Source organism: Rhodococcus sp. O3 (assembly GCF_048897285.1).
GTDB lineage: Bacteria > Actinomycetota > Actinomycetes > Mycobacteriales > Mycobacteriaceae > Rhodococcus.
Map to the genome: position 1 here is coordinate 1 of NZ_JBMBTE010000074.1, position 26,283 is coordinate 26,283.

The window sequence follows — 26,283 nt, forward strand, 5'->3', positions numbered from 1 at the left end:
CACCGCCACCGACCGCACGTCGTGGCGGCCGAGCCACGCCCGCACGGCCAGCCGGACCTCGTGGATCGCCGGGGTCTCGGGAAGCAGGGGACGACCCCCGGCAGCCGTGTCCGGTTCCACAGTCGTGTCCGGTTCCACGCTGCTCAGCCCAGGACCCGGGCGATCCAGGCGTCCGGGTCGTCGATCTCGGCGAGCGTGGGCATCGCGTCCGGGCCGGACCACACGGCGTTGAACTCCGCCATCCCGACGCGGGCGACGACAGCGTCGACGAATTTCTTGCCGTGCACGTACTGCGCCATCTTCGCGTCCACGCCCAACAGCGCGCGGATCACCCGATGAACGGGGTTGGAGCTGCGGCGCCGTCGGTTGTCGAACGCCCGGCGGATGCGGCCGACCGCGGGAACCACCCCGGGGCCGACGGCATCCATGACGTGGTCGGCGTGGCCTTCGAGGAGGGTGCCGAGCGCGAGCATGCGGTCGAGGGCGATTTGCTGGGATTCCGACTGGGTGGCCCGCAGCAGACCGAGGACACCGCGCTCGGACATCTGCTTCTCGTCGTTGCTGCGGCGGTCGCGGACGACGGCGACGACCCGGCCCACCAGTTCGGAGACGGGCTCGTCGGCGGCGGCACCGAGTTCGGCGGTGGCGGTGCGCATCACCTCGACCATCCACGGCGCCTCGGCGAACTGCACCCGGTGGGTGACCTCGTGCAGGCACACCCACAGGCGGAAGTCCGCGGTCGGAACCTTCAGCGCGCGTTCGACCGCGACGACGTTCGGTGCGACGAGGAGCAGGGTCCGTGAGAACGGGTCGTACTGGCCGAGGACCGCCGACGACAGGTACGCGAGCATCGCGCCGGCCTGCATGCCGGCGGGCTTGCCCATCCAGGAAGTGCCGTTCTGTCCGCCTCCGGTCAGGTCTGCCATCGACCCCGCCGCGGCCTGCACCCAGCCGCTCCGGTCCACGACCCGGGCGGGCGCCGGAGCGTCGTGGCCGTCGCCGAGACCGGTGAGTTCCCGCACCGGCTGCTCGGCCCGGTCGGCGGCGTCGGCGAGTTCGGCCACCACGGCGTCGGCGGTGTACCGGGACATCGCCGGACCCGGCCGGGCCAGTCGCGCACCCACCCCGGCCGCGAACGACCAGTCGATCGCGTCGCCGATGGTGTGGTCGCGGCCGGTCATCGGCATCCGCACCCCCGGAGAGTTGCGGCGACCGCGTCGAGTGCAGGCCGGCTCTCGCCGGGCGGGCGGCCGTTGGCGATCAGCGCGAACGACAGGACCCGCCCGTCGACGTCGACGACGGTTCCGACCAGCCCGCTCGCCTCGGAGAGGGTGCCGGTCTTCGCACGCACCCAGCCGGCGCCGTCGCGGTTGGCGGATGCGTAGCGGGCGCTGAGGGTGCCGGTGGCCCCCGCGACCGGCAGGTAGTCGAGCATCGGGCGCAGCGCGTCCTGGTCGGTGCCGGCGGCGGACGCCATCACCGCGTCGAGCAGCCGTGCGGGAATGCGATTGTCCACGGACAGGCCGCTCACGTCGTGCATGGTGACGCCGCCGACGTCGAATCCGGCGGCCGTGAGGGTGCGGAGCACGGAGTCGACGGCCCCGGAGAACGACGCCGGGGAGCCGGACGCGATCGCGATCTCGCGGCCGATCGTCTCGGCGAGGACGTTGTCGGAGTGGTCCATCATCTGCCGGAGCCGGTCGCGCAGAGGCGCCGACTGCACCGACGCCAGGGGCGCCGCCCCCGGGGACGCGGTCCCGACCGCGACGGTCGCGGGGTCGGCGCCGAGCGCCGCGGCGAGGGCACGGCCGGCGTCGAGCGCGGGCGTCGGGCTGCGCGGAGATTCGTCCGCGTTCGGAATCGACCGGCCGCCGTCGAGCATCACCGGTTCGATCGGTGCGATGTAGCCGCCCCCGACGTCCGACGGCATCCACCCGGCGGCCATCGGATCGCCCATGTAGCTGCCGACGTCGACGAGCACCGTGTCGACGACGGCTCCCGAACGCTGGATCTGCTGAACGAGATCCGCGACGCGCGGTGCGCCCGGGTAGAAGCCGTCCTGCCCGACCGGAAGTGCGGTGAGGGTGGGATCGCCGCCGGCGACGAGCACGATCTCGCCGGGACGGCTGCCCTCGACGACCCGCGTGGACACCCGATGGTCGAGTGGCAGCGACAGCAGCGCCGCCGCGGCGGTGAGGACCTTCGTGGTCGACGCCGGAACCATCGGGCGGTCGGGATCCTGCGCCCACAGGACCGTGCCGGTGGCGGTGTCGGTGACGGACCCGGCGAGAGTCCCGAGCGCGGGGTCGGCGACGGCGGGCACCAGAATCGCGCCGAGCGCAGCGGCGACGGGCGCCGGAGCGTCGGCGGGAACGGGAGCGACCTGAGGGGTCGCGGTGACCGGGCCGGGCGCCGGAGTGATCGCGGCCTCGGCGTCGCTGCCCACGAGCTCGGACAGCGCGAATGTGCCGCCGACGACGAGTGCGAGGAATCCGGTGCCCCAGATGCCGATCAGGATGCGGAGGCTTCGCCGACGGCGCGCTTCGAGCCCGCCGAGCTTCTTGTTCTTATCCTGACCCGCCAACACGCCTCCGCTGCGTTCGAGACTCCCGCGCCCTGGTGGCCGCCCGGGTGGGTCCGGCACCTGCGTCCACCAGGGTAGCCCCGCTCCCGTTATCCTCTCTGCGGACCATCGCCGCGATCGCGGCAGTTGGAGCGACAGCCAATCACCGACGAAGTGAGGACACCGGCGTGGAGTTCGACGTCACCATCGAGATCCCCAAGGGACAGCGCAACAAGTACGAGGTCGATCACGAGACCGGCCGCGTGAAGCTGGATCGCTACCTCTACACGTCGTTCGGTTACCCGGCCGACTACGGCTACATCGAGAACACCCTCGGCGAGGACGGTGACCCGCTGGACTGCATGGTGCTGCTCCCCGAGTCGGTCTTCCCGGGTGTCATCGTCGAGGCCCGCCCCGTCGGCATGTTCAAGATGGTCGACGAGGCCGGTGGCGACGACAAGATCCTGGCCGTGCCGGCCGGCGACCCGCGCTGGGATCACATCCAGGACATCTCCGACGTCTCGCAGTTCGAACTCGATGCGATCAAGCACTTCTTCGTGCACTACAAGGACCTCGAGCCGGGCAAGCACGTCGAGGCCGCCGACTGGGTCGGTCGCGCCGAGGCCGAGGCCGAGGTCGAGGCGTCGATCGCGCGGCTGAAGGAGAACGGCGGCCACTGAGCCGTCCCGGTCTCTTTCGACCCACCTCTTTTTTCCGAGCGAACGGTACATTCAGTCGATCACAGATCGACTGAATGTACCGTTCGCTCGTTTCGGACGGAGCCCGCAGCTCAGCGGCCCCGCAGTTCAGGCTCCCCGGAAGTTCGGGGGGCGCTTCTCGAAGATGGCGGAGATTGCCTCGGTCAGGTCCTCGGAGGGCAGGAACGCCGCGTTCCACGCCGCGACGTAGCGGAGGCTGTCGTCGACCTGCGGGGAGCGGCTGTGGTCGAGGACGTCCTTGATGCCGTGGACCACGAGCGGCGGGTTGGCGGCGATCTCCGCGGCGGTCGCGTGGGCGGCGGCGAGGGTGGCCTCGGCGTCGTCGAACACGTCGTTGACGAGGCCGATCTTCTCGGCACGTGCGGCGTCGATGTCCTTGCCGGTGAGGGCGAGTTCGCGGGTGTGGCCGTCGCCGATGATGAGCGGGAGGCGGGCGAGGGTCCCGACGTCGGCGACCATGCCGACCTTCACCTCACGGACGCTGAACTTGGCGTCCGCCGAGGCGTAGCGGATGTCCGCTGCGGTGATGAGGTCGACGCCGCCACCGATGCACCAGCCCTGCACGGCGGCGACGACGGGCTTGCGGCAATCGGCGACGGCGGTGATCGCCGCCTGCATGCGCTTGATCATCGCGTGGAAGTCGGTGCGCGGCTTGGCCAGCGCCTTGTCTGCGAGGACCTTGCCGAGGTCGCCGCTCATCGCGGGCAGGTCCAGCCCGAACGAGAAGTGCTTGCCGGAGCCGGCGAGGACGACGGCGCGCACCTCGTCGTCGGTGTCGAGCGCGGCGAACACCTCGGGCAGCTCGGACCAGAAGTCGGGTCCCATCGCGTTGCCCTTGCCGGGTCCGACGAGGGTCACGCGTGCGACATGCGCCTCGACCTCGACGGTGAATGCTTTCCAGCTGGAATGATCGGTCATTACTCGAGAGTAATATCTTTGCCGGGCGTTCACACCGAGCTCCCCGTCACGTTCACCCCCGAGCGGTGTTAAAGACTCGAAAACTCCCGGTCACAGCCCTGGAAGCGCGCCCGCACACGAGGGAAGCTGGATCCGACCGCAGCGCCGGGGTGCCCGGGGCGGTCCGTCTCGGAGAGGAGCGCAGGCCATGCTTCTGCATCAGGGAATCGGTCTCGGTGCGTTCAACGCCCTCAGCCGCCGCGGCGCCGTTCACGCGCTGTACGAGTGCTGCGCGACGCTCGCCTGGGCCAACCCGGTGGCCGCCGGACGCCCGTACGCGAGCTACACCGAACTGTTCGCCCGCGCCGACGCAGTGCTCGTCACGTTGGACGAGACGAGCATCGCCGAGGCGCTGGAGTGCCACCCGATCGTCGGTGTCCGGCCGCACAGCACCCATTCGCGCGCCGAGCAGTGCTCGGTGTGGACCGACGATCCGCTCATGATGGCGGAGATCGCCCGGTCGGCGCAGGTGTACGAGGAGAGGTTCGGCTTCCGTTATCTCTGGTGTTCGGGAGACCGCGGGCCCGACGAGCTGCTCGCCGACCTCGTTCACCGCCTCGACAACGAGGTCGACGCCGAGCGGAAGATCCGCACCGACGAACTCGCGAAGATCACGCGCACCCGCCTCGAACGCATGCTCGGGCCGGAGGACGGCTTTCCGCTCTACTGATCCCCGCCCGGCAGTTGCGGTCCGCTCCTACATTGGAACCATGTCCGCGACACTGCATCCGAACGCCGTTCACGTGGCCGACACGCTCATCTCGCGCGGCCATCCCGGCCTGATCCTCACCCAGCCGGAATCGGTGCACACCGCCGAGCAGGCGGCCGCGGCGCTGGGCGTCGACGTCGGTGCGATCGTGAAATCGCTCGTGTTCGAACTCGACGGCGAACCGGTTCTGCTGCTGGTCTCCGGAGCCCACCGGGTCGACGTCCGGCGCTGCGGCGAGCGCCTCGGCGGCACGCTGGTGCCGGCGTCGCCGGAGGTGGTCACGGAGGTCACCGCGCAACCGGTCGGCGGTGTCGCGCCGCTCGGTCACCCCACCAATCTGCCGACCTATGTGGATCGTGCGCTCGAGGCCCATCCGCTGTTGTGGGCCGCGGGCGGATACCCGAACACGGTGTTCCGCACGACCTATCGGGAACTTCTGCGCATCACCGCGGGCATGGACATGGACGTGGACTGACCGGCCCGCGGTATCGGAAGCGGGACCGCTGCACTATAGTGTCACCGTGACTATCCGAGCGTGGAGCCGCAGGCACGTCGACCTGTGCCGTACCCGCTCGTGCCTGTGTGCGGCCTGACGCCCACACCCATTCCATCTCATCACTCGCTTTGTCCCCCAGTTTCTTCCGGGGACCAGCCTTTCCAGGGACGGCTATGCCCACATCACATTCCTCTGTCGCCGATCGCGCCGACGCCACCGCACCCGAACTCGCCCTGGGCGTCGATAACGAGGAGTACCGCTCCGCGCTGCGCCGCCACCCGGCAGGCGTCACCGTCGTCACGCTCGACGCCGGAAACGGCCCGGTCGGCTTCACCGCGACGTCGTTCTCCTCGCTGTCACTGAACCCACCGCTGGTGTCGTTCAACATCACTCGGACATCGTCGAGTATCGACGCCGTGCACGCGGCGGACTCGCTCGTGGTGCACCTCCTGGGCGACGACCAGCAGCATCTGGCACAGCGTTTCGCACGCAGCGCCGAGGAACGCTTCGCCGACCGTTCTCTGTGGGGCCGTCTCGACACCGGCGAACCCGCACTCCACGACACTCCCGTGCGCCTGCGTCTGCTTGTACACCAATTGATTCCGGCCGGAGACAGCACGCTGGTCGTCGGCCTCGTCACCCACACTCACGTCACCGACACCGAGTCGCCGGCGGCCCCGCTGCTCTATCACGACGGCGTCTACCACCGGCCCACACCATTGGACACCACACCATGACCACAACACCCGAACTCGTACTGGTCGTTCAGCTTTCGAACACCGGTGTGCGCTCGTCGGCGGATCTCGCCGCGCTCGCCGACGCGTTGCGCGAAACCGCTCGGGACCTCGTGCCGGGAGCGAGCACACACACGTTGCTCAGCTCCACACCGGTGCCGCTGGTGATCGATCTTCCGGCCCGCGACGTGATCCTCGACAATGTCCGGGTTCCGCTCAGCCACACCGAATTCGAGATCCTGTCCCGACTCGTCCGGCGGCCTCGCGTGGTCGTGTCCCGATCGGTATTGCGCGAACTCGATCCCGACGGGACGAACGCCGACCACGGACGCGGCCGCAGCGTCGATGTCCACGTGTCCCGAATCCGCACGAAGCTGGGAAGATTCGGATCCATCATCACGACGGTGCGGGGAACCGGCTACCGTTTCGACCCCGATCCCGGCGTGCACGTCGTCGAACCCCTGACCCGGCGTTCGGCCTGAAGATACAGCGAGTGGGGCGAGAGAATCCGTTCTCCCGCCCCACTCGGCATTTCGAATCGTGACCGGCTTCCGCCGGGATGTTCAGGAGGCGCGGACGAGGCCTCGGCCACCGGTCCCGAAGCGGCGCAACACTTCCACGACAGACGGCGCGGTCGCCGCGAGACCGCGGGATTCGAGCCACGGAAGCGTTCCGTCGATGATGTGCTCCACGGTGAACGGCGCCGCGAGCGGAACGAGGGTGACACCGTCCGCAACGTGCGTGGAGTGGATATCGGCGATGAGACCGGCGAGCCCCTGCGGGGTACCGACGTACGACAGGGTGTCCGACGAGCGCGGAACATCCAACTGCGCGTACTGTTTCCGTGCGCTACGGGCCTCCGATGCGACGACCACCTCGAGATCGACCAGGACGGTGACGCTGCCGGGGTCGCGACCTTCGGCGACGAGCCCGGCACGGATGCGATCGGTGGCCTTGCGGGTCTCGCGCAGATCGGTGGCGCGGATCCGCACGACATTCGGCTGCGGCGCACTGAGATCGAGCGACTCCTCGCCGGGTCGGCCGGCGGTGAGATCGGCCCAGTAGTGCGGGCCGGACGGACCGGCGAGTTCGACGGCGACACGCAGCGGGCGCGCGGACGACACGGTGTGGACGACGTTGTTGTACGACATGTGGGGTTCCTTCGAACTGCCGCAGGCGATCCCGCGGCGATGAGCTGTGGAGACTGGGGTGTCGTTCAGCTCGTACACATGCCGGAGGCGGTGCGGCACAGATCCACATGACGACGGCACCACTGTGCGACGACGTTCGATGCGGTCTGCGATGCCATGGGCAATACCCTACCGATCTTGTGGGAAATTGTCGATCGGGGTGATCAGACGCACTCCGACGCGCCCGCGCCCTCGGCCGCGAGACCCGGGCGGGTCTCCGGCGACGGGCCCCACAGGCCGTCGGTCTTCGCGTAGGTCCAGGACGTTCCGTGCTCGACGAGGCGACGCACCGCGCCGACCAGACGCTCCACGTCGGCGGACGAGCTGCCGAGGCCGAGGGAGGCACGCACCGCACCTCCGGCGCGGCCCACGCGGGCGAGCAGCGGATGCGCGCAGAAACGTCCGTCGCGCACGCCGATGCCGTACTCCGCCGACAGGTACGCCGCGACCTCGGCGGGTTCGTAGCCCGCGACCGTGAAGGTGACGATGCCGACGGACTCGCACGAGTCCTCCCAGAGGCGCAGCAGTTCGACGCCGTCGATTCCGCGCAGACCCTCGACCAGCAGGCGGCTCAGTTCCTCTTCGTGGCGGGCGACGGCGTCGGCATCGAAACCGGCGAGCGCTTCGCAGGCCGCCGCGATCGCGGCCGCACCGAGCACGTTCGGCGAACCGGCCTCGTGACGCGCCGGGGCGCAGGCCCACTCGGTGTGGTCCAGGCGCACCTCGCGCACCGCGCCACCACCGGCAAGGTACGGCTCGGCCACATCGAGCCAGTCGCGGCGGCCGACCAGGACGCCGGCGCCGAACGGCGCGTACGTCTTGTGACCGGAGAACGCGAGGTAGTCGACGCCGGTCGCGGCGAGGTCGATCCGGCGGTGCGGGACCAGCTGTGCGCCGTCGACGAGGATGCGGGCACCGCACTCGTGCGCGAGGTCCGCCAGTTCCTCGATGGGCAGCAGCTCACCGGTGACGTTCGAGGCTCCGGTGATCGCGAGCAGCGCGGCCGGCGCGCGGCGCAGTTCCGCGGCGAGTCGCTCGACCGTCCCGGCCACCGTGTCGGCGGCCTCGACGATGCGAGAGTTCTTCCACGGCAACAGGTTCGCGTGATGTTCGATGTCGAGGAGCACGACGTCACCGGGCACGGCGGTCGCGAGCAGGTTCAGGGAATCGGTGGTGTTGCGGGTGAACACGACGACCTGATCGTCGGCGGCACCGACGAATCCGGCGACCACGGCCCGGCACTTCTCGTAGGCGTCCGTGGTCACGCGCGAGGCGTAACCGGCGCCGCGGTGAACGCTGGCGTAGAAGGGCAGCAGTTCGGCGATGCGGTCGGTGACGGCGGCCAGGGCCGGGGCACTCGCGGCGTAGTCGAAGTTGGCGTAGGTGCAGGTGCCGCCCTGGACGAGCGGAACCTGCAGGTCACAGCCGGAAACGCGAGCGATGGGGGCGATGCAGGTGGCGGTCGTTGCAGCAGTCATCAGTAATCCCTTGTCTGTCCAGGGACCCGTCGGTGATCGCCACGACGATGTTGGATCGCCGGCGGAGTCCGCGCTTGCTGCGTCCGGTGTTGGAACCACAGCCTGGTCGTCACCCGGAGCACCCCACCGCGGAGGAGGGTTGCCGACCAGCGAGCCGGGGCTTGATGCTGGTACTCGTGACCTGCCGAAGAGGATGACAGCACGCCGCCGCTGTTGTCAAACCGAAACATTTCGCGCGCGGTCGACAGGCGAGAAGTCGATGGTCCGGAGCACAATCGGTCGAAGCGACCGTCCCGCCGGCAGGGAGTTCACCTGCCGTCCACCCGGTCGTGAGACAACCGGCCACACGCATCGACACCTAGAGAAGGACGCAGATTGTCTGTCCAGCCCAAGACGGATCCGGGTCGGCCGGCTCGAATACCGGACGAGTACCTGCGCTCCTCGTTCGCACCTCCCGCGCGGACCCTCGTCGACATCCTGCGCAGCACCGCCGACACCCATCCCGACGCCCCCGCGATCGACGACGGCAAGGTCACGCTCAGCTACGCGGAGCTGGCGGAGGAGATCGTCGCCGGCGCCTACCGGCTGACCGACGCGGGCGTCGGCGCCGGCGACCGTGTCGGGGTGCGCATGCCGTCGGGCACGAAGGACCTGTACGTCACCATCCTGTCGGTGCTCGCCGCGGGAGCGGCATACGTTCCGGTCGACGCGGACGACCCCGACGAACGAGCCGAGCTGGTGTTCGGGGAGGCTGGGGTCACCGCGATCGTCACCGAGAACGGGATCGGCCCCGGCACCGCACCTGCGTCCGCGAATCCGCAGATACGCGGACCGCGGCTCGACGACGACGCCTGGATCATCTTCACCTCCGGGTCGACCGGCACCCCGAAGGGCGTCGCGGTCACGCACCGCAACGCCGCCGCATTCGTCGATGCCGAAGCGCGAATATTCTTGCCGGACAACCCGATCGGACCCGGCGATCGGGTACTCGCCGGCCTGTCCGTGGCATTCGACGCGTCGTGTGAGGAGATGTGGCTGGCGTGGCGGCACGGCGCGTGCCTGGTCCCCGCACCCCGATCGCTCGTGCGCTCCGGCATGGATCTGGGTCCGTGGCTGGTCTCGCGCGATGTCACCGTCGTCTCCACGGTGCCCACGCTCGCGGCGATGTGGCCCGCCGAAGCGCTCGAAGCGGTGCGGCTGCTCATCTTCGGCGGGGAGGCCTGCCCCCCGGACCTCGCCGCCCGGCTCGCCGTCCCCGGCCGGGAGGTGTGGAACACCTACGGCCCGACGGAAGCGACCGTGGTCGCGTGTGCCGCCCGTATGGACGGCACCGGCCCCATCCGCATCGGCCTGCCGCTCGACGGCTGGGACCTCGCCGTCGTCGACGCCGACGGGGTGCCCGTCGAGGAGGGCGCCACCGGCGAACTCGTCATCGGCGGAGTCGGCCTGGCCCGCTACCTCGACCCCGCCAAGGACGCCGAGAAATACGCGCCGATGCCGACCCTGGGCTGGGAACGCGCCTACCGCAGCGGCGATCTGGTGACCCTCGACCGTCGCGGCCTGCTCTTCCAGGGCCGCGCGGACGACCAGGTCAAGATCGGCGGCAGGCGCATCGAACTCGGCGAGATCGACAACGCCCTGCAGAACCTGCCGGGCGTCGCGGGCGGCGCCTGCGCCGTGCGCAAGACCGCGGCCGGGCACGCGATGCTCGTCGGCTACATCGCCAGCACCGACCCGGACTTCGATGTCGCCTCGGCCCGTGACCTGCTCACCGAGCAGCTCCCCGCCGCGATGGTCCCGCGGCTCGCACTCGTCGAGGAACTGCCCACCCGCACGTCCGGCAAGGTCGACCGGAACGCGCTGCCGTGGCCGCTGCCCGGCGCCGACGCCGAGTCCGCCGAGGCACTCGGACTGGACCCCACCGCGGAATGGGTCGCGAGCCTGTGGATGTCGCTGCTCGGTGCCCGTGTCGAGGGCCTCGACGACGACTTCTTCGAACTCGGCGGCGGCTCGCTGTCGGCGGCGCAGCTGGTGACGGCCCTGCGCGAACGCTATCCGGAGATGACCGTCGCGGAACTGTACGACCATCCGCGGCTGGGTTCGCTCGCCCTGTACCTCGACGAGCTCGCCCCGACCGAAGCCGTCGCTCCCCGGGTCGTCGAACCGACACCGCGGTCCGCGCAGCTGGCGCAGATCGCCGCGACCGTCCCGCTGACCACGCTGACCGGCATGCAGTGGGTGACGTGGCTGGCCGTGCTGAACAACGTGCTCGCGGCCGTCGTCTCGGTGCCGTGGACCGTCACCCTGTCGTGGTGGTGGGTCGCACTCGGCGTGCTGCTGTTCATCACCCCGCTCGGTCGCATGACGATCGCGGTCGCGGGGGCGCGGATACTGCTGCGCGGCGTGAAGCCCGGCACGTATCGCCGCGGCGGCTCGGTGCATCTGCGTCTGTGGACGTCGCTGCGGCTGGTCGAGGCGAGCGGGGCCGCGAACCTGTCCGGTGCACCGTGGATGCTGTACTACGCCCGCGCGCTCGGCGCGAAGGTCGGCCGCGGCGTCGATCTGCACAGCCTGCCCCCGGTGACCGGCATGCTCGAACTCGGTGACGGCTGCTCGATCGAACCCGAGGTGGACCTGTCCGGTCACTGGGTGGACGGCGACATGGTGCACATCGGCGCGATCCGGATCGGCGCGGGCGCGTCGATCGGTGCCCGGTCCACCCTCAATCCCGGATGCAAGATCGGCAAGAATGCCGTGGTCGAAGCCGGGTCCGCGGTGTTCGGGCGCGTCAAGTCCGGACAGCAGTGGGCCGGCTCGCCCGCCGTGAAGGTGGGAAAGGCCGCGCACCCGTGGCCGGCCGAAGCACCCCGCCGCGCGCCTGGGTGGGTGCCGGTGTTCGGTGCGAGTTCGGTGGTGATCGCCGGGTTGCCGCTCGTCGCGATCGGCGCCGGCGTGGCGTTGATCGGCTGGTGGGTGAGCGACACCGCGACGTTGCCCGAGGCCGTCGTCCGGTCCCTCGTGATGCTGCCCGCGGCCGGGCTGCTCACGATGTTCGTGTTCGCACTGCTCACCGTCGCAGCGGTGCGGCTGCTGTCGCTCGGTATGACCGAGGGCTGGCACCCGGTGCGCAGCCGCGTCGGCTGGCAGGTGTGGGCCACCGAACGGCTCATGGACTCCTCGCGCACGTTCCTGTTCCCGCTGTACGCCTCCATGCTCACCCCGATCTGGCTGCGTCTGCTCGGCGCCGACATCGGCAAGGACGTCGAGGCGTCGACCGTGCTGATGGTGCCCAAGTTCACGAAGGTCGCCGACGGGGCGTTCCTCGCCGACGACACCATGGTCGCGTCCTACGAACTCGGTGGCGGCTGGCTGTTCATCTCCCACGCGAAGGTCGGAAAGCGTGCGTTCCTCGGCAACTCGGGCATGGCCGCGCCGGGCCGCCGGGTACCGAAGCACGGTCTCGTCGCGGTGCTGTCCGCAGCGCCGACGAAAGCAAAGTCCGGGTCGTCGTGGCTGGGCAGTCCCCCGGTCCGATTGCGCCGTTCCGCCGGCGACTCCGACGCGAGCCGCACGTTCGCTCCCCCACTGAAACTGAAGGTCGCGCGGGGATGCGTCGAAACGTTCCGGCTCGTCCCGATGATGGTGACGTTCGGAATCGGGCTCGGTGTGCTGTTCGCACTGAACGCGCTCGCGGCCGTGGGTGGGTATCCGCTCGCCCTGCTGCTCGGCGGTTTCGTCCTCATGATCGCGGGTGCGGTCGCGTGCGGCATCTCGGTCGCGGCGAAATGGTTGGTGGTCGGGCGGATCGGCCGGGTGGAACATCCGCTGTGGAGTTCGTTCGTGTGGCGGAACGAGGTGTCCGACACGTTCGTCGAGATGGTCGCCGCGCCCTGGTTCGCCCGCCCGGCGACCGGAACCGTCGTGATGAATCTGTGGCTGCGGGCGCTCGGCGCGCACATCGGCCGCGGCGTGTGGTGTGAAAGTTACTGGCTGCCGGAGGCGGATCTGGTGACGCTCGAGGACGGAGCGACGGTGGAACGGGGGTGCGTGGTGCAAACGCATCTGTTCCATGATCGGATCATGTCCATGGACACCGTGACCCTCGAGAACGGAGCCACGCTCGGCCCGCAGTGCGTCGCGCTGCCGGCGTCGGGCATCGGCGCCGGAGCCACCGTGGGCCCGGCCTCGCTCGTGATGCGCGGCGACGTCGTCCCCGCGTCGACCCGCTGGCAGGGCAATCCCATCGCCCCGTGGACGACGCCCGCGGATTGGTCGCCCCGATGAAGTCCGTCAAGGCGGCCAAGCCGGTTGCGCCCGTGGGTCCGGACCGTCCGCTCGACCCCTATCTGCCGACGAGCGGCAACCGCGGATATCGCGTGTCCCGTTACGAACTGGAGTTGACGTACAAGGTCGCGTCGAACCGGCTCTCCGGCCGCGCGACGATCATCGCCACCACGACCGATGTGCGCGGCAAGTACGCGCTCGATCTCGTCGACACGATGCGGGTGTCGAAGGTGTCGGTCAACGGTGCGCGACCGGCGAAGTACACCCACCGCGACGGCAAGCTCACCGTGGCCCCGGCACAGAAGATCCCGGCCGGGGCGGTACTGACCGTCACCGTGAACTATTCGGGGACGCCGACGCCCCGCCACTCGATGTGGGGGGAGGTCGGCTGGGAGGAACTCGAGGAAGGTTCGCTCGTGGCGAGCCAGCCGAACGGTGCCCCGTCGTGGTTTCCGTGCGACGACCACCCGGGGTCGAAGGCGACCTACCGGATCACCCTCACCACCGATTCGCCGTTCCACGCCGTCGCGAACGGCACGCTGCTGCGCAAGACCACGAAGGCCAGCCAGACGACGTGGGTGTACGAGCAGCCCGAACCGATGTCGACGTATCTGGCGACCGTGCAGATCGGGCAGTACGAGGCCCGCAAGGTGTGCTCGTCCCCGGTTCCGATACTCGCGGTGCATCCCCCGCGACTGCGGGAGGAATTCGACGTCGACTTCGGCCGTCAGCCGAAGATGATGGAGGTCTTCCAGCGCCTGTTCGGGCCGTATCCGTTCGCGCACTACACCGTCGTGGTGACCGACGACGACCTCGAGATTCCGATCGAGGCGCAAGGTCTGTCGATCTTCGGCGCCAACCACTGCGACGGCCGTCGCCGCGAAGAGCGGCTTGTCGCACACGAATTGGCGCACCAGTGGTTCGGCAACAGCCTGACTCTCACGCGCTGGCGCGACATCTGGCTGCACGAGGGTTTCGCGTGCTACGCCGAGTGGCTGTGGGCCGAGAACTCGACCGGGCCGTCCGCGCATACCCTTGCGGCGGAAGCGTATCGAGGGCTGGCACGCAAACCCCAGGACATCCTGCTCGGCGATCCCGGCCCGAAGGACATGTTCGACGACCGGATCTACAAGCGCGGCGCTCTCACCCTGCACGCGCTGCGCCGGCAGCTGGGCGACGACCGGTTCTTCCCCCTGCTTCGCACCTGGACCGCGGAGCATCGGCACTCGAACGTGACGACCGAGCAGTTCGTCGGTCTTGCAGCACATTTCACCGACGAACCGCTACGGCCGCTGTGGGATTCCTGGCTCCACGAGCGGGCGCTTCCTCCGTTTCCCGACGCCTGATCAGGGCAGCACCACGTCGGAGGCGAGCCAGCGGCCGTCGACGAGTTCCATCGTCATCACGACGCGGCTGCGGTCGAGTCGCGGTTCGGGTGTCACGGCGTTGGTGACGGTCTGGTCGACAAACAGCAGCACCTCGACCTTCGAGGTCGTCGCGGACTTGATGCCGGCCTCGATCACGACACCCTCGGCGGTCGCCTGGTTATCGACGAGCAGCTGCCGAAGCTGTTCGCTCGACTGGGCATACATGTCCTTGAAGTTGCCGGTGGCGCCGTCCAGCACGGCCTCGAAATTGGCGTCGAGGTCGTCCGCGCTGACGCTGGTCAGCACGACCGCGTACTGCCGTGCCGCATCCAGCGCAGCGGCAGAAGCGTCGTCGACGGCGTCGGCCTGATTCCACTTCCAGCCGAGCACGCCGGCGACGACGATCGCCAGGACCGCCACCAGCACGGCGGCAAGAAGCCCGATGCGTCCCCGATCCTTGCCCGGCACCGCTTTGTCGATTGCAGGGTTCTCGGTTGCGGCGTCACCGGTTGCAGCGTCCTCGGTCACGACGTCGTCCTCGGTCTTCTCGTCGGCATTCTCGCGCTCGACGACGGCCGCTGCCGTCCGGCTGTTCTTGCTCACGTCGGTTCTCCTTCTCGTTGTCGGGCCGGGTCGCTGCGTCGGCAGCCGTGATCGGATCAGCGCACCCCCGGGTCGCCGGGATCGGGGCCGCCGGGCTCGAGCAGTAGAGACAACGGCCCCACCGGAGTCGGATCCGCCTGTTGCAGCGGATCGACGCCCGGCGGCGGCGCATAACCGCCTTCTTCACCCGCCGGTCGCGGCGCATTGCGCGCTCCGCGGACCAGGGTCGACGGATCGGGATTCGGACAGTAGGTGTGCAGGAACGGTTCCGGGAAGTTCGACAGCGCAGGCGACTGCCGGGGCAGGTCGTAGTCGCACGAGTACCGCGGATAGATGTTGACGAACGCCCAGATACCGCCGTCGCGGAACGCGGTCCCCAGCGCGTCGAGTGTCGACCCGCCCCGGGTGGCCGGGAAGAAGAACTCGTGGAGGGCCGGTACCCGGAGGTACGCCATCTGTGCGGTCGTGGCCAGGTTGCCCAACAACTGCACCATCGTCGGCGAGTTGTCCGCGAAGAGCGTGTCGACGGACTGCAGGGTCGCCGGCGCACCGTCGACGAACTGCCGGAATCCCGCGTCCTTCGACTCGATCCCTTCGAGCGTCGCCGACAGATTCCGGGAGGTCGCGGCCAGACCGGCGGCACTGTCCGAAAGCGTCCCGAGCACGACCTTGCTGGTGTTGAGCACGCTGACGGTCTGCGGCAGCACCGAATCGAGTGTGGAGATCAGAAACGTTCCGCCGTCGACGATATCGGCCAGCTTGTCCGGTCCCTCCGCGCTCATACCGAGTTCGTCGACGATGGTCCGGACCGTGTCGGGGTCGATCTGCGCGAGCATCCCGTCGAGATTGCCCATGAGCGTGGCCAACGGCACCGGGGTCGACGTCTCGCCGACGGAGATCTCCGCGCCGTCGACGAGGAACGGCCCGCTGTCGGAAGTCGGCCGGAAGTCGAGGTACTGCTCCCCCGCGAGCGACAGTCCCGCGACCCGCACCTCTCCGCCGACGGGAATCTGTGCCGACGAGTCGATCGCCGCGACCGCGACCACACCCTCGTCGGTCAGTTCCACCGACGACACCCCGATCGGTACACCGCGCAACGTGACGTTGCGGTCGGGCAGCAGTCCTCCCGAATCCCCGAGGTTCACGCGGACGTGGATCTTCCGGTCGGCCGGATCCAGATGGAAGACACCGAAGATCAGGTACGTGACGCCGAGAACCATCGTGAGGGCGAGCGCCGCCACGGACAGTCCGAGGCGGTGCGCCGACGCGTAACGCACACTCGAAACCAGTGCGCGGGCGGGGACTTCGAGGACCGCGTTCCGTCCGTCGGCGGCTGTCATTCCGGCACCACCCCGAACTTGCTCTGCAGTCGCATGATCGTGTACGTCAACGTGCCGACGAACGCCGTCCAGTCCGTGCCGTCGGGCAACCTGCTCCCGGGGTCACCGGTGTGCCCGGGGACCGGGACGGCACCGAGCGCCAGCTGCTCCAGATCGGCGTCGGTATGCGCGGACGTACCGCTCGTGATGTTGATGACCGGCGCCAGAATCCGGTTGACGGTCTCGAGGGACACCCCTGGAAGCGTCGCTGCTCTGTCGAGTTCGGCTGCCACCCGGTTGATGTCGGCGATCATGCTGCGGGTGTCGGTTCCCTGGACGGACGGGAACTTCCCGATCCGATCGGTGATCGCGGCGACCTGAGAGACCAGATCGACCACCTGCGTGGTGTTCTCGGACAACACGTCGAGTGCGGGACCGGCTGCGACGACCGCGTCGTTGATCGTCGAACGCTGATCCGACAGCGTCGCCACGAGTCCGTTCGTCTGCTCGAGGGATCGTCGGATCTCCTCGGACCGGGAATTGAGATCCCCGACGAGCCGGGTGGACTCGTCGATCAGTTCGGCGATACGGTCCCCCTTGCCGTCCACCGCCGAACCGAGGCCGTTGACCAGTTTCGTCAGGTTCCGGACGACACCGCCGTTGACGAGCAGGGATGACGTTGCGAGAAGTTCCTCCACGGTTGCCGCGGCCGAGGTGGCTTCGATCGGGATGCTGTCACCTTCGTCGAGGACGGCGGCGTCCGCCGACGGATCGGCCGGAGACTGCAGCGAGACGAAGACGTCGCCGAGCGGAGTCGCCGACCGCAGTTCGGCGGTCGTACCCTCGCGCAGCACCACACCGTTCATGATGCGCAGCGCGACGACCGCAGTGTAGTTCTCCACACGCATCGACTCGACCTCTCCGACGTCCACACCGGCGAGCTTGACCTTCGCCTTCGTCGGCAGATTCAGTGCGTTCTCGAACGTTGCGGCGATCACGTACGAGTCACCGCCGACGCCGGGGGCGGGAAGGGGCAGATTCTCGAGTCCCGTCGAGCAGGCCGCCGTCGACACCGCGACGGCGACCGAGATGCCGGCGAACGCGAACCGCCACCGTGAGCCCCTCATCTCGGCAGTCCCGCCAGTCCCTCGAGCATGCCCGCGACGCCGAAATCGGGGCCGAAGTCACGCAGGGTTCCGGTTGCGCACCCGAGATGGGTGAGTCCCAGGCGGTTGCAGACCTCCTTGACCAGCTGCCCGTCGAAGAAAACCTTCTCGAGCTGTGCGTGCACGCGGGCTCCCCCGTTCTCCTGGTCGATCGCGTTGTACGCGTTCTCCATCAGCAGCGGTGTCACGTCGAGGAATTCGGCGAGCTGGTCGCGGTAGTCCGCGAGCGACCGGGTGACCGTTTCCGCGTTCGTGAGCGTCGATCTCAGCGCGTCCCGGTTGTCGGTCAGCAGCGAGTTCGCCTGAACGAGAATGTCGTTGATCTTCGAACCCGTGTCGCCGGTGCCGAGGTTCGCGTCGGCCAGGATCTCGCTCATCAGGCGGGTTGCCTCGCCGAACTCGCGGATGTCGCGGTCGTTGGCGGCGGCCACACTCGTCAGGACCGCGAGATCGTCGACGATCCTGGTGATCTCGTTCGCGGTGCCCGCACCTTCGTCGTCGCTCAGGCGCAGCGCCTCCGACAGGGTGGACAGCGCCGACCTCATCGCATCACCGTTGCCGTCGGTGGCGCCGGCACCGGCCGCCAGGATGTCCGCGACGGGACCGCCGCCGGTTCCGTCGCCCTGAAGTTCGACGGCCAGGTTGTCCGCCATGGCCAGTAGCCGGTCGAACTCGACCGGAGTCTTCGTGCGGTCGAGTCCCAGAATCGCATCGTGTGGAAGCGTGTCGCCGCCGCTGTACACCGGTGTCAGTTCCACGTGGCGGTCCGTCAGCACGGACGTCGACACCGCCACGGCCTGCACATCGGCGGGGAGGTCGATGCCGCCGTCGACCTGCATCCTCACCTCGACGTACGAACCCTTCGGTTCGATCCGCGTGACCTTTCCGACCGGAATTCCCAGGACCGCGACGGTATTGCCCTCGTACAGCCCGGCACCGTTGTCGAATCGAGCGGTGATCGTGTGCGGTTCCTCGCCGGTGAGGACGGCACGGAGTCCGAAGAATCCCGCGGCGAGCACGAGAAGTGCCACGGCAGCGGAGGTGACGATCCGAAGCGGGCTCATTCGCACTCCTGGAAATAGGGCGGCATGTCCAGTTCCACGGCACGGCCGCTGAGCGCACACATCCACGAGTCGATCATCGGGCCGGCGGGTGCGGAGAAGTCCACCTCGTTCGCGGTTCCGCTGGCGTTCGTGAAGTTGCGCAGCGGGACCGGGAGGATCTGCAGCGTGTTGCGCAGCAGATCATCGTGGTTGCCCAGACTCTGCAGCAGTTCGTTCAGGCTCGCGATCAGCTGTTCCACTTCCGGCCGGTCCTCGACGACGAGGGTGTGCAGTTCCGACACGAGGTTCGTGGTCGCGACGAGCAGCCGATCGACCATCTCCCGGCGGGTCGTGATCTCCTGCAGCATGTCCCGGCCGTTGGTGACCAGCGCGCCCAGGCTCTGCTGCTGATCTCGCACGATCCCGGTCATCGTCCCGGTCGCCTCCAGTAGCGACCCCACCTGGTCACGGCGCTCCGCCAGCACCGCCGACAGGCTCTCGATGTTGGCGAGTGCCTGCGGCATCAGCGGGGGCAGACCGTTCAGCTCACCGGCGAGCACGGTGAGGGTGTCGCCGAATTCTCGGGCGTCGACCTCTTCGAAGGTCGTGGTCGCGTCCGCCAGCACCTCCATGAGGTCATACGGAACCTCGGTGTGGGACAGCGGGATCCGCTCGTCCGGAATGTCGCCCTCGCCGGCGGGCCGCAGTTCGATGTAGCGGGCGCCGAGCAGCGTGGTCAGCTTGATGGATGCCCGGGTGTCGGCGCCGAGCGGGACACCGTTGTCGATCTTCATGGTCACCACGACGTGGTCGTCCTCGAGCCGCGCCCCGTCCACCGTTCCGACCTGGACGCCGGCGATCGTGACCCCGTCACCGGGCGCGATCTGCGCAGCCTGAGCGAATTCGGCCTCGTACGTGCGTTTTCCGAGCCCGGCCGAGCTGATCAGGAGTGTCGCCGCAAGTGCAACGACGATTGCGGCGACGGTGATCGCGCCGAGGGACACCGGTCGGTACTCCTCGATGGGCCGGATCCGGAAACTGCCGCCGCGGGCGGTGCGCTGGGTCGTCACGGCCGGTCACCTGCACACCGGGGAGTGCGTGACCCGGCCCTCGGGCGTGGCCTGCGCGACGATGGACGGAATGACGTTGCTCAGCGCCGGGACGAGCGTGACATTGAAGTTGCACAGGTAGGTGGACAAGTAGCTACCCTCCTGGCTCACCCGGGCGAGCCCTTTCAGCAATGCGGGAAGGTTGAAGGCGAAGTACTCGAAGGAGTCCTTGTGATCGTTGAAATGCTGCGCGAAACCCGGTTCCCGCGCCAGGAATTCCTGTAGGTCCGGTTGGACCTCCCCGACGATCGTGGACACGCTGTCCGCGACGGCACCGATCCGTTCCACCGACCCGACGAGTTCGTCCCGTCGCGCCGTCAGTTGATCGAAGATGGCCCGCGACTGCGAGATGACCGTGTCGAAGTTGCCGCTCTGCACCGCGAGGTCGTGGACGACCCCGTCGAGGTTGCCGATGATCTCGCCGAGGACCTGGTCGGGACCCGCGATCGATTCGGCGAGTTGCGTCGTCTCCGCCACGAGCGTGGTGACCGCGCCCGAGTCGCCCTGGAGCGCGGTGATGATCGCGGTCGTGATGTTGTCCACCTGCTCGGGGTCGAGGACGCTGAACAGTGGTTCGAACCCGTTGAGGAGCACCGAGATGTCGAACGAGGGCTCGGTGTGGTCGACGGGAATCTCACTGCCGGCGGGCAGCATCCGGGGATCGCCGAATTCGCCGAGAGACAAGCCGAGGTACCGCTGCCCGATGATGTTCTGGTAGGTGATCGACGCTTTCGTGTTGCCGTACACGGCCTGGCCGGAGTCGATGCGGAACTTCACCTTCGCGGTGGTGCCGTCGAGCGCGATCGAATCGACGCGGCCCACCCGGACGCCCGCCATGCGCACGTCGTCTCCGGTCCGTAGCCCGGAGACATCGGTGAATATCGCGCTGTACGAGGTCGTCGGTCCCTGCACCCCGCGCTGCAGTGTCACCAGCACGGTCCATCCCAGAGCGCAACACACCACCAGAAACAGGGACAGTCCGATCAGCGGCCTGCGATAGCTCATCGCGGCACCTCCGATTCGGGCACGACGTTGATGACCGCACCCCGGGCGAGGGGGCCGAGGAGCATCTCCGCGGCCGCGTTGAGGTCGCCGCCGAGGATCGCGTCGAGCAGTTCCTTCTCCTCCGCTCCTCCGACCGGCCCGACGTTGCCGCCGACCGGCTTGTTGCTCACCATCGTCGACCCGTCGGGGGTGTAGCCGGGCACCGGCGGGGCTCCGGTGGGGGCGGTTGCGCAGCTCGCGCCGGCGAGGTCGCCGTATCGCGGGCAGTCGGCCCTGGTGTACATGCGGTGCGGAGTGAACTGGAAGACGAACTTGCCGACGCCGTTGAGCTGGCCATCCGGCTGGAAGTTCTCGAACCACTTCCTGGAGATGGTGTTCATGCTGACCACGATCTGCGAGAACGACGGCGAACCGTCGGCGAGAACCCCGAGCACCGGCGTGAGTTGCGTGGTGAGGGTGATCATCCGATCGGTGTTGTTGTCGAAGGCGGTTCCCGTCGTCCCGAGGGTGTTCGCCCCGGAGAACAGGAACGTCGCGAGTGCCGCGTCCTTCTCGGCGAGTGTCCGCATCGGGGCGATCGAATGGTGCAGGGCGTCGAGCAGTTCCGGTGCCGACTCGTGCAGACCTTCCACTGCGCCGGTCAGCGCGTCGAGTGTCGACGGTCCGGCGCCGGGCTCGACGACCGCACCGACCTCCCGGATGATCCGCGCCAGTTGCGCGCCCGCCTCGGCGATGTCGTCGCCCCGGCGGTCGGTGGCGTGGGCCACCGCCGCAAGGACACCCAGGGTCTGTTCGGTGCCGACACGTGCTGTCGCAGCCGCGATCTCCCGCAATTTCGTCAGCGCGGTCTGGAGTTGGACCGTCGCCAGACTCTCATCCTGGGGAATCCGTGCATTCGGTGCGAGCGGGGGCGCTGCCCCGTTGTCGACGAGTTGCACCGACGACACCGCGAAGACATTGCTCGGGACGACGCGTGCGGTGACGGTGCTCGGAATCGAGCGTGCGTGAGCTGGGTCCAGCGCCATGCGAACGACATTCGGTCCGTCGCCGGTCGCGGCATCGACACTCTGCATCGTTCCCACCAGAACACCGCGGAACTTCACATCGGACCGAGCGGGCAGTCCGTCCCCCACCTCGGTCAGTGCGGCGGTGACGTCGACGGTGCGCTCGAATGCGCCACCGGTCTTCGCCACGAGCCCTGCGACCAGCAGGGCAGCCACGACGAGCGCCCCGAAGCCTTGCAGGTACAACCGGACCGGACCCGGACCGCGTCCGTCGCTCTCGAACAGGATCGGCATCGTTCACCCACCCAGCCTCGCTCCGGAGCTGATCCCCCAGAATGCAACGGTCAGTAGGAGATTGACGACGATCATCGCGGAGATGCTCGAGCGCATCGCCCGGCCGGCGGCCGCGCCGACGCCCTGCGGGCCACCCGACGCGTAGAAGCCGTAGTAGCACTGGATGGTCGTGGTGATGACCACGAAGACAACGGCTTTCGAGAGCGAGTACACGATGTCGGGACCACTGAGAACGAGACGGAAATAGTGGTCGTAGGTGCCGGACGAGACGCCGCCGGACATCCCGATGACGATCTGCACGGTCAGGTAGTTCGCCGCCAGACACACCAGGTAGAGCGGGATGATGGCGACGATCGACGCGAGCAACCGCGTCGTCACCAGGTACGGAATCGACGGGATCGCAAGCGTTTCCATCGCGTCGATCTCCTCCGAGATCCGCATGGCACCGAGTTGCGCGGTGAATCGGCAGCCGGCCTGCGCGGCGAACGCGAGCGACGCCATGATCGGCGCCAGTTCACGCGTCGTCGCCGTCGACGAGATCATGCCGGTCGCCGATTCCAGCCCGAGCAGGTGCAGTGCGTTGTATCCCTCGATCGCGACGAGCGCTCCGGCGGCGGCACCGAGGATAATGATCACTCCGGCGGTGCCACCGCCGACCACGATCGAGCCGTTGCCCCACGTCACGTCGGCCAGAATCCGCAGGAATTCCTTCCGATAGTGACGCAGCGTCGTGGGGATCGCCGCCAGCGCCCGGACCAGGAATCCGATCATGTGGCCGAGGCGCTGGATCACCGCTGCGTGCGACGCAACGACATTCACGATCGGCCGTGTCCCGGGAGGGAAGTATCGCGATGCCACTCAGAACCCCGTACGTGGGAACAGCAGCACATACAGCTGCGTGAAGGCGACGTTGACGATCATCAGGAGCAGGATCGAGGCGACCACGGTGGCGTTCACCGAGTTCGCGACACCGGCGGGCCCACCGCGGGTGTCGAGCCCCTTATGACAGGCCACAATCGCGACGATCGCCCCGAAGACGATCGCCTTGATGATCGTCAGGACGAAATCACCCACGGTCGCGAAGGATGCGAACGTCGTCACGAAGCTGCCCGGAGTTCCGTTCATGACGAACGTGTTGAACAGATATCCCGAGAGGAAGCCGACGAAGCACACCAATCCGGTCAGGGCGACCCCGACCACGATCGCCGCTGCGAGACGCGGGACCACGAGCCTGCGCACCACCGACACGCCCATGACCTCGAGGGCGTCGATCTCGTCCCGGATCTTGCGTGATCCCAGGTCCGCGCAGACCGCAGACCCCGCAGCCGACGCCATGAGCAGGGCCGCGACCATCGGTGCTCCTTGTTTGATGACCGCGAGACCGCTGGCCGCGCCGGCGAGCGAGGTCGCACCGACCTGCCCTGCCAGCAGACCGAACTGGATGGACAGGGTGACACCGATCGGGATCGCCACGAACATCGTGGGGAGCGCGGACGCCGAAGCCATGAACGCCGCCTGCCGCACGAACTCCGCGAACGGAAACCGCAGGGCCGCAATGTCGGTCACCAGATACTGGATCGCGCGGATACCCAGTACACACTGCCCACCGACGGTTTCCAGCGCCGCGACGGGATGGCGACGGATATAGCCGCGCATCCACCGGTCGATCTCGGCGGTCGCCGAGATTTCCCGCTCGGACTCGACGACGGCCGGCGACTCGACAACGTCGACGGGGCGCTGCCGGTCCCCGCCCCCTCGCCCCAGGATCCCCATGGTGTGGCCTTTCGTGGTCGGTCGGCCGTGTGATCAGTGGGCGGGAGTGAAATCGACGTGCAGTTCTGCGATTCCGCGCAGGATGTAGGTCGGTTCGTACCGGTAGGTGCGATGTCCTGCCGGTCCGTGGTGAGAGTCGTCGACGGTCAGGGTCGTGGTGCGGTCGAGGAATCGCTCGATCGCGACACGGCCTTCGATACGGGCGAGCGGTCCGCCCGGACAGGTGTGCACACCCCGGCCGAACGCGACGTGTTCACGGGCGTTGGCCCGGTCGACGTGGAAGGTGTGCGGGTCGTCGAATCGGGCCGGGTCGCGATTGGCGGCACCGGGCAGCACCATCACCACGGTGCCGGCCGGAATGCGCACCCCGGCCAGTTCGGTGGTGGTGCGGGTGAGCCGGAAATCGCCCTTGACGGGCCCGTCCATGCGCAGCAGTTCCTCGACGAAATCCGCGATCAGGGTGCGATCGGCGCGCAGCGCGGCCTGGAGGGACGGGGTGTCGGCCAGGTGCCGGATCCCCGCGGTGATCAGCCGGGCGGTGGTGTCCTGACCTGCGCCGAAGAGGAATGTGGCCAGACGGACGAGTTCGACCACCTCGGGGAGTTCGCCGTCGGGATAGGTCGCCGCGGCCAGGGCGCCGAGGACGTCGTCCTGCGGGTTGGTGCGGCGGTCGGTGAGGTAGCCGGTGAACTTGGCGTCGAGGTAGTCCAGCGGGTTGGTGGCCAGAGTATCGGCCTCGCTCATCGCCCCGACCTGCTGGGCGAGCAGGTGGCGGCGGAAGTCGTCGTGGTCCTCTTCCGGGACACCGAGCAGGTTGGCGATGGTCAGCAACGCGAAAGGCTGGGCGAAACCGTGCAGGACCTCGACGGTGCCGTCGGCGAGGAATTCGTCGATCTGCCGGTCCGCCAAGCGCCAGAGGAACTCTTCGGATTCCTCCATGCGGCGAGGCGTGAACAGGCCGGCGAGCAGGCGGCGGATCTTGGTGTGCCGGGGCGGATCCATGGTGACCAGGTGCTCGTTGAGCGGAAATTGGTCGCGATATTCGTCGATCTGGTGGTTGATGTCGTCCCCGTCGGGGGTGAACGGCAGCGGCGGGAACGGGCCGATGGGCGCGGTGATGTTGGAGAACACGGTGGTGTTGCGCAGCACTTCGAGGGCTTCGTCGTAGCCGGTGACTGCGAGGACACCGTGGCTGACCGGGTGCACCGGGCAACGCGACCGCAGATGGTCGTAGAACGGGTGCGGATCGTCGGTGAAATACGGGTCGGTGAAGTAATCCCGGGCGAAATCGCCCTCGAGTTCATCGACCGGGCAGGTCGGGGAGTTCTCGGGTGCAGCGGTCACGGGCAAACTCCTGTCTGGGCGCACTGGACGGGACCGGCTGTAGCCCCATTCCCATGCTGAGCAGTTGCATAGCGATGCTGAGCACATGGATAGCACGCCCGCCGGAACGTGGTCAAGGTCACACATCGCAGTCGCCTCGGATGTAAACGGACTTATGCCGCCGCGAGACGAAGAGATCCGGTTCCTAATCCGCACAACGGATTCGAAGCACCATGCGTCTCCCGACTCGAATCGGACAATCGACCATCGGTCGTGTCCGTCGACATCTACCGCCGCGCCGATCGTCGCGAGTCCGGAATCACGACAGGTGGTGACCCCTCACAACCTGCCGCGCCGTTCGCATCTCGAAGAAGCGAGGCATACTCGCCATATTTCCGACTCCGGCGCCTACGATGCGAGCACACCCGACCCGATGTGCGAATCCTGGAGGTGGACGACGCGCATGGCATCGCCGCGCAGAATCGGGGCTCCCGACGCGAAGAACCGGACGGTACTGCTCGACGCCGCCGAAACGGTCATGATCGAACACGGCTACGCCGCCGTCTCGTCCCGCCGCATCGCCGAACAAGCCGGTCTCAAGCCACAATTGGTGCACTACTACTTCCGTAGCATGGACGAGTTGCTGTTCGAGGTGTTCCGGCGCCGAGCCGAGGAAGGCCTCGAATACCAAGCGAGCGCACTGGCTTCGCCGCAGCCGCTGTGGGCACTGTGGGAGTTCAGCACCGATCCTGCCGGCGTGGCACTGACCATGGAGTTCATCGCGTTGTCCCGGCACCGGCCGACACTTCGCGCCCAAATCGCCGAATACTCCGAACAATTCAGGCGCCAACAGGCCGACGCAATCGCCGCCGTGCTCGACCGCTACGGAATCCAGCACGAAGATCTTCCCCCGGTTGTGGCGTCGGTCCTCATGACGTGCCTGTCCCGCGTGATCATCATGGAGGATTCGCTCGGCGTCACCGGTGGCCATGCCGAAACAGTGAGCCGCGTCGAGCATTGGTTCCACGCACTCGAAGGCCCCCGGCCCGCCCGCCGGGGATGACCTCGACACTGCCGGCAGTGGTTCGATCCGGGAAAGGGTTCGATCCGGGAATGCCGAAGACCCCCACCGGAATCGGTGGGGGTC

General features: G+C 68.3%; 24 protein-coding genes and 1 riboswitch. Of the genes, 8 read left to right on the top strand and 16 right to left on the bottom strand.

Annotated elements, in window-relative coordinates:
• Window positions 1–143: 143 nt before the first annotated feature.
• Complete coding sequence (locus ACN675_RS19200; RefSeq protein WP_420752357.1) at window positions 144–1,181, bottom strand: zinc-dependent metalloprotease; 1,038 nt, start codon at window positions 1,179–1,181, stop codon at window positions 144–146.
• Window positions 1,178–2,587 carry a D-alanyl-D-alanine carboxypeptidase/D-alanyl-D-alanine endopeptidase gene (dacB, locus tag ACN675_RS19205; RefSeq protein ID WP_420752358.1) on the bottom strand — a complete coding sequence of 470 codons (1,410 nt, stop codon included), beginning with the start codon at window positions 2,585–2,587 and terminating at the stop codon, window positions 1,178–1,180. Before dacB ends, ACN675_RS19200 begins: the two co-directional genes overlap by 4 nt.
• 164 nt (window positions 2,588–2,751) lie before the next feature.
• On the opposite strand from dacB, the gene ACN675_RS19210 reads away from it, so the two are divergent.
• On the top strand, window positions 2,752–3,243 hold the full coding sequence (locus ACN675_RS19210; RefSeq protein ID WP_420752359.1) for an inorganic diphosphatase: 492 nt from the start codon (window positions 2,752–2,754) through the stop codon (window positions 3,241–3,243).
• 126 nt (window positions 3,244–3,369) lie between these two features.
• On the opposite strand, the gene ACN675_RS19215 is transcribed toward ACN675_RS19210, so the two are convergent.
• The gene (locus ACN675_RS19215) at window positions 3,370–4,200 is read right to left on the bottom strand and encodes a crotonase/enoyl-CoA hydratase family protein (RefSeq protein ID WP_420752360.1); all 831 of its coding nucleotides are present in this window, start codon (window positions 4,198–4,200) and stop codon (window positions 3,370–3,372) included.
• Window positions 4,201–4,387: 187 nt separating this feature from the next.
• Here ACN675_RS19215 and ACN675_RS19220 point away from each other — a divergent pair, with 187 nt between their 5' ends.
• The 4 genes from ACN675_RS19220 (at window position 4,388) to ACN675_RS19235 (ending at window position 6,660) form a co-directional block, all read left to right on the top strand.
• On the top strand, window positions 4,388–4,909 hold the full coding sequence (locus ACN675_RS19220) for a 2-oxo-4-hydroxy-4-carboxy-5-ureidoimidazoline decarboxylase (protein ID WP_420752361.1): 522 nt from the start codon (window positions 4,388–4,390) through the stop codon (window positions 4,907–4,909).
• A gap of 40 nt (window positions 4,910–4,949) precedes the next feature.
• Entirely contained in the window at window positions 4,950–5,423 is a 474-nt protein-coding gene (locus tag ACN675_RS19225) for a YbaK/EbsC family protein (protein ID WP_420752362.1), read from the top strand.
• A gap of 194 nt (window positions 5,424–5,617) precedes the next feature.
• A complete protein-coding gene (locus ACN675_RS19230; RefSeq protein WP_420752363.1) occupies window positions 5,618–6,181 on the top strand; it encodes a flavin reductase family protein in 564 nt (187 codons plus the stop codon).
• A complete protein-coding gene (locus tag ACN675_RS19235) occupies window positions 6,178–6,660 on the top strand; it encodes a winged helix-turn-helix domain-containing protein (protein WP_420752364.1) in 483 nt (160 codons plus the stop codon). Before ACN675_RS19230 ends, ACN675_RS19235 begins: the two co-directional genes overlap by 4 nt.
• 81 nt (window positions 6,661–6,741) lie before the next feature.
• Here the strand turns inward: ACN675_RS19235 and ACN675_RS19240 are convergent, their stop codons facing one another.
• The 3 genes from ACN675_RS19240 to ACN675_RS19250 form a co-directional block, all read right to left on the bottom strand.
• Window positions 6,742–7,329: a hypothetical protein gene (locus ACN675_RS19240; RefSeq protein ID WP_420752365.1), complete on the bottom strand. Its 588-nt coding sequence runs from the start codon at window positions 7,327–7,329 to the stop codon at window positions 6,742–6,744.
• Between the two features lie 65 nt (window positions 7,330–7,394).
• Window positions 7,395–7,487 (bottom strand): putative leader peptide, encoded by a 93-nt coding sequence (locus ACN675_RS19245; protein ID WP_368862574.1) that lies wholly within the window; start codon window positions 7,485–7,487, stop codon window positions 7,395–7,397.
• A gap of 45 nt (window positions 7,488–7,532) precedes the next feature.
• Window positions 7,533–8,846, bottom strand: a complete 1,314-nt coding sequence (locus ACN675_RS19250; RefSeq protein WP_420752366.1) for an aminotransferase class V-fold PLP-dependent enzyme — start codon at window positions 8,844–8,846, stop codon at window positions 7,533–7,535.
• Window positions 8,847–8,911: 65 nt separating this feature from the next.
• Window positions 8,912–9,028: riboswitch (SAM riboswitch) on the bottom strand.
• A 193-nt stretch (window positions 9,029–9,221) separates the two neighbouring features.
• On the opposite strand from ACN675_RS19250, the gene ACN675_RS19255 reads away from it, so the two are divergent.
• Entirely contained in the window at window positions 9,222–13,130 is a 3,909-nt protein-coding gene (locus ACN675_RS19255; RefSeq protein WP_420752367.1) for a Pls/PosA family non-ribosomal peptide synthetase, read from the top strand.
• The gene (locus tag ACN675_RS19260) at window positions 13,127–14,476 is read left to right on the top strand and encodes a M1 family metallopeptidase (protein ID WP_420752378.1); all 1,350 of its coding nucleotides are present in this window, start codon (window positions 13,127–13,129) and stop codon (window positions 14,474–14,476) included. The genes ACN675_RS19255 and ACN675_RS19260 overlap by 4 nt, the downstream gene beginning before the upstream one ends.
• Here ACN675_RS19260 and ACN675_RS19265 read toward each other — a convergent pair whose 3' ends face one another.
• The 10 genes from ACN675_RS19265 to ACN675_RS19310 all read right to left on the bottom strand — a co-directional run bounded on the left by ACN675_RS19265 (window position 14,477) and on the right by ACN675_RS19310 (window position 25,157).
• A complete protein-coding gene (locus ACN675_RS19265) occupies window positions 14,477–15,100 on the bottom strand; it encodes a hypothetical protein (RefSeq protein ID WP_420752368.1) in 624 nt (207 codons plus the stop codon).
• A 56-nt stretch (window positions 15,101–15,156) separates the two neighbouring features.
• On the bottom strand, window positions 15,157–16,440 hold the full coding sequence (locus ACN675_RS19270; protein WP_420752369.1) for an MlaD family protein: 1,284 nt from the start codon (window positions 16,438–16,440) through the stop codon (window positions 15,157–15,159).
• A complete protein-coding gene (locus ACN675_RS19275) occupies window positions 16,437–17,546 on the bottom strand; it encodes an MlaD family protein (protein ID WP_420752370.1) in 1,110 nt (369 codons plus the stop codon). Before ACN675_RS19275 ends, ACN675_RS19270 begins: the two co-directional genes overlap by 4 nt.
• Window positions 17,543–18,649 (bottom strand): MCE family protein, encoded by a 1,107-nt coding sequence (locus ACN675_RS19280; RefSeq protein WP_420752371.1) that lies wholly within the window; start codon window positions 18,647–18,649, stop codon window positions 17,543–17,545. The genes ACN675_RS19275 and ACN675_RS19280 overlap by 4 nt, the downstream gene beginning before the upstream one ends.
• Window positions 18,646–19,698 (bottom strand): MCE family protein, encoded by a 1,053-nt coding sequence (locus ACN675_RS19285; RefSeq protein ID WP_420752372.1) that lies wholly within the window; start codon window positions 19,696–19,698, stop codon window positions 18,646–18,648. Before ACN675_RS19285 ends, ACN675_RS19280 begins: the two co-directional genes overlap by 4 nt.
• Before the next feature lie 6 nt (window positions 19,699–19,704).
• Window positions 19,705–20,742, bottom strand: a complete 1,038-nt coding sequence (locus tag ACN675_RS19290; RefSeq protein WP_420752373.1) for an MCE family protein — start codon at window positions 20,740–20,742, stop codon at window positions 19,705–19,707.
• Window positions 20,739–22,040 (bottom strand): MlaD family protein, encoded by a 1,302-nt coding sequence (locus ACN675_RS19295; protein WP_420752374.1) that lies wholly within the window; start codon window positions 22,038–22,040, stop codon window positions 20,739–20,741. The genes ACN675_RS19290 and ACN675_RS19295 overlap by 4 nt, the downstream gene beginning before the upstream one ends.
• A 3-nt stretch (window positions 22,041–22,043) precedes the next feature.
• Window positions 22,044–22,898 (bottom strand): MlaE family ABC transporter permease, encoded by an 855-nt coding sequence (locus ACN675_RS19300; protein ID WP_420752375.1) that lies wholly within the window; start codon window positions 22,896–22,898, stop codon window positions 22,044–22,046.
• Window positions 22,899–23,696: an MlaE family ABC transporter permease gene (locus ACN675_RS19305; protein ID WP_420752379.1), complete on the bottom strand. Its 798-nt coding sequence runs from the start codon at window positions 23,694–23,696 to the stop codon at window positions 22,899–22,901.
• Between the two features lie 150 nt (window positions 23,697–23,846).
• Entirely contained in the window at window positions 23,847–25,157 is a 1,311-nt protein-coding gene (locus tag ACN675_RS19310; RefSeq protein ID WP_420752376.1) for a cytochrome P450, read from the bottom strand.
• Between the two features lie 442 nt (window positions 25,158–25,599).
• On the opposite strand from ACN675_RS19310, the gene ACN675_RS19315 reads away from it, so the two are divergent.
• Window positions 25,600–26,199 (top strand): TetR/AcrR family transcriptional regulator, encoded by a 600-nt coding sequence (locus ACN675_RS19315; RefSeq protein ID WP_420752377.1) that lies wholly within the window; start codon window positions 25,600–25,602, stop codon window positions 26,197–26,199.
• Window positions 26,200–26,283 lie beyond the last annotated feature (84 nt).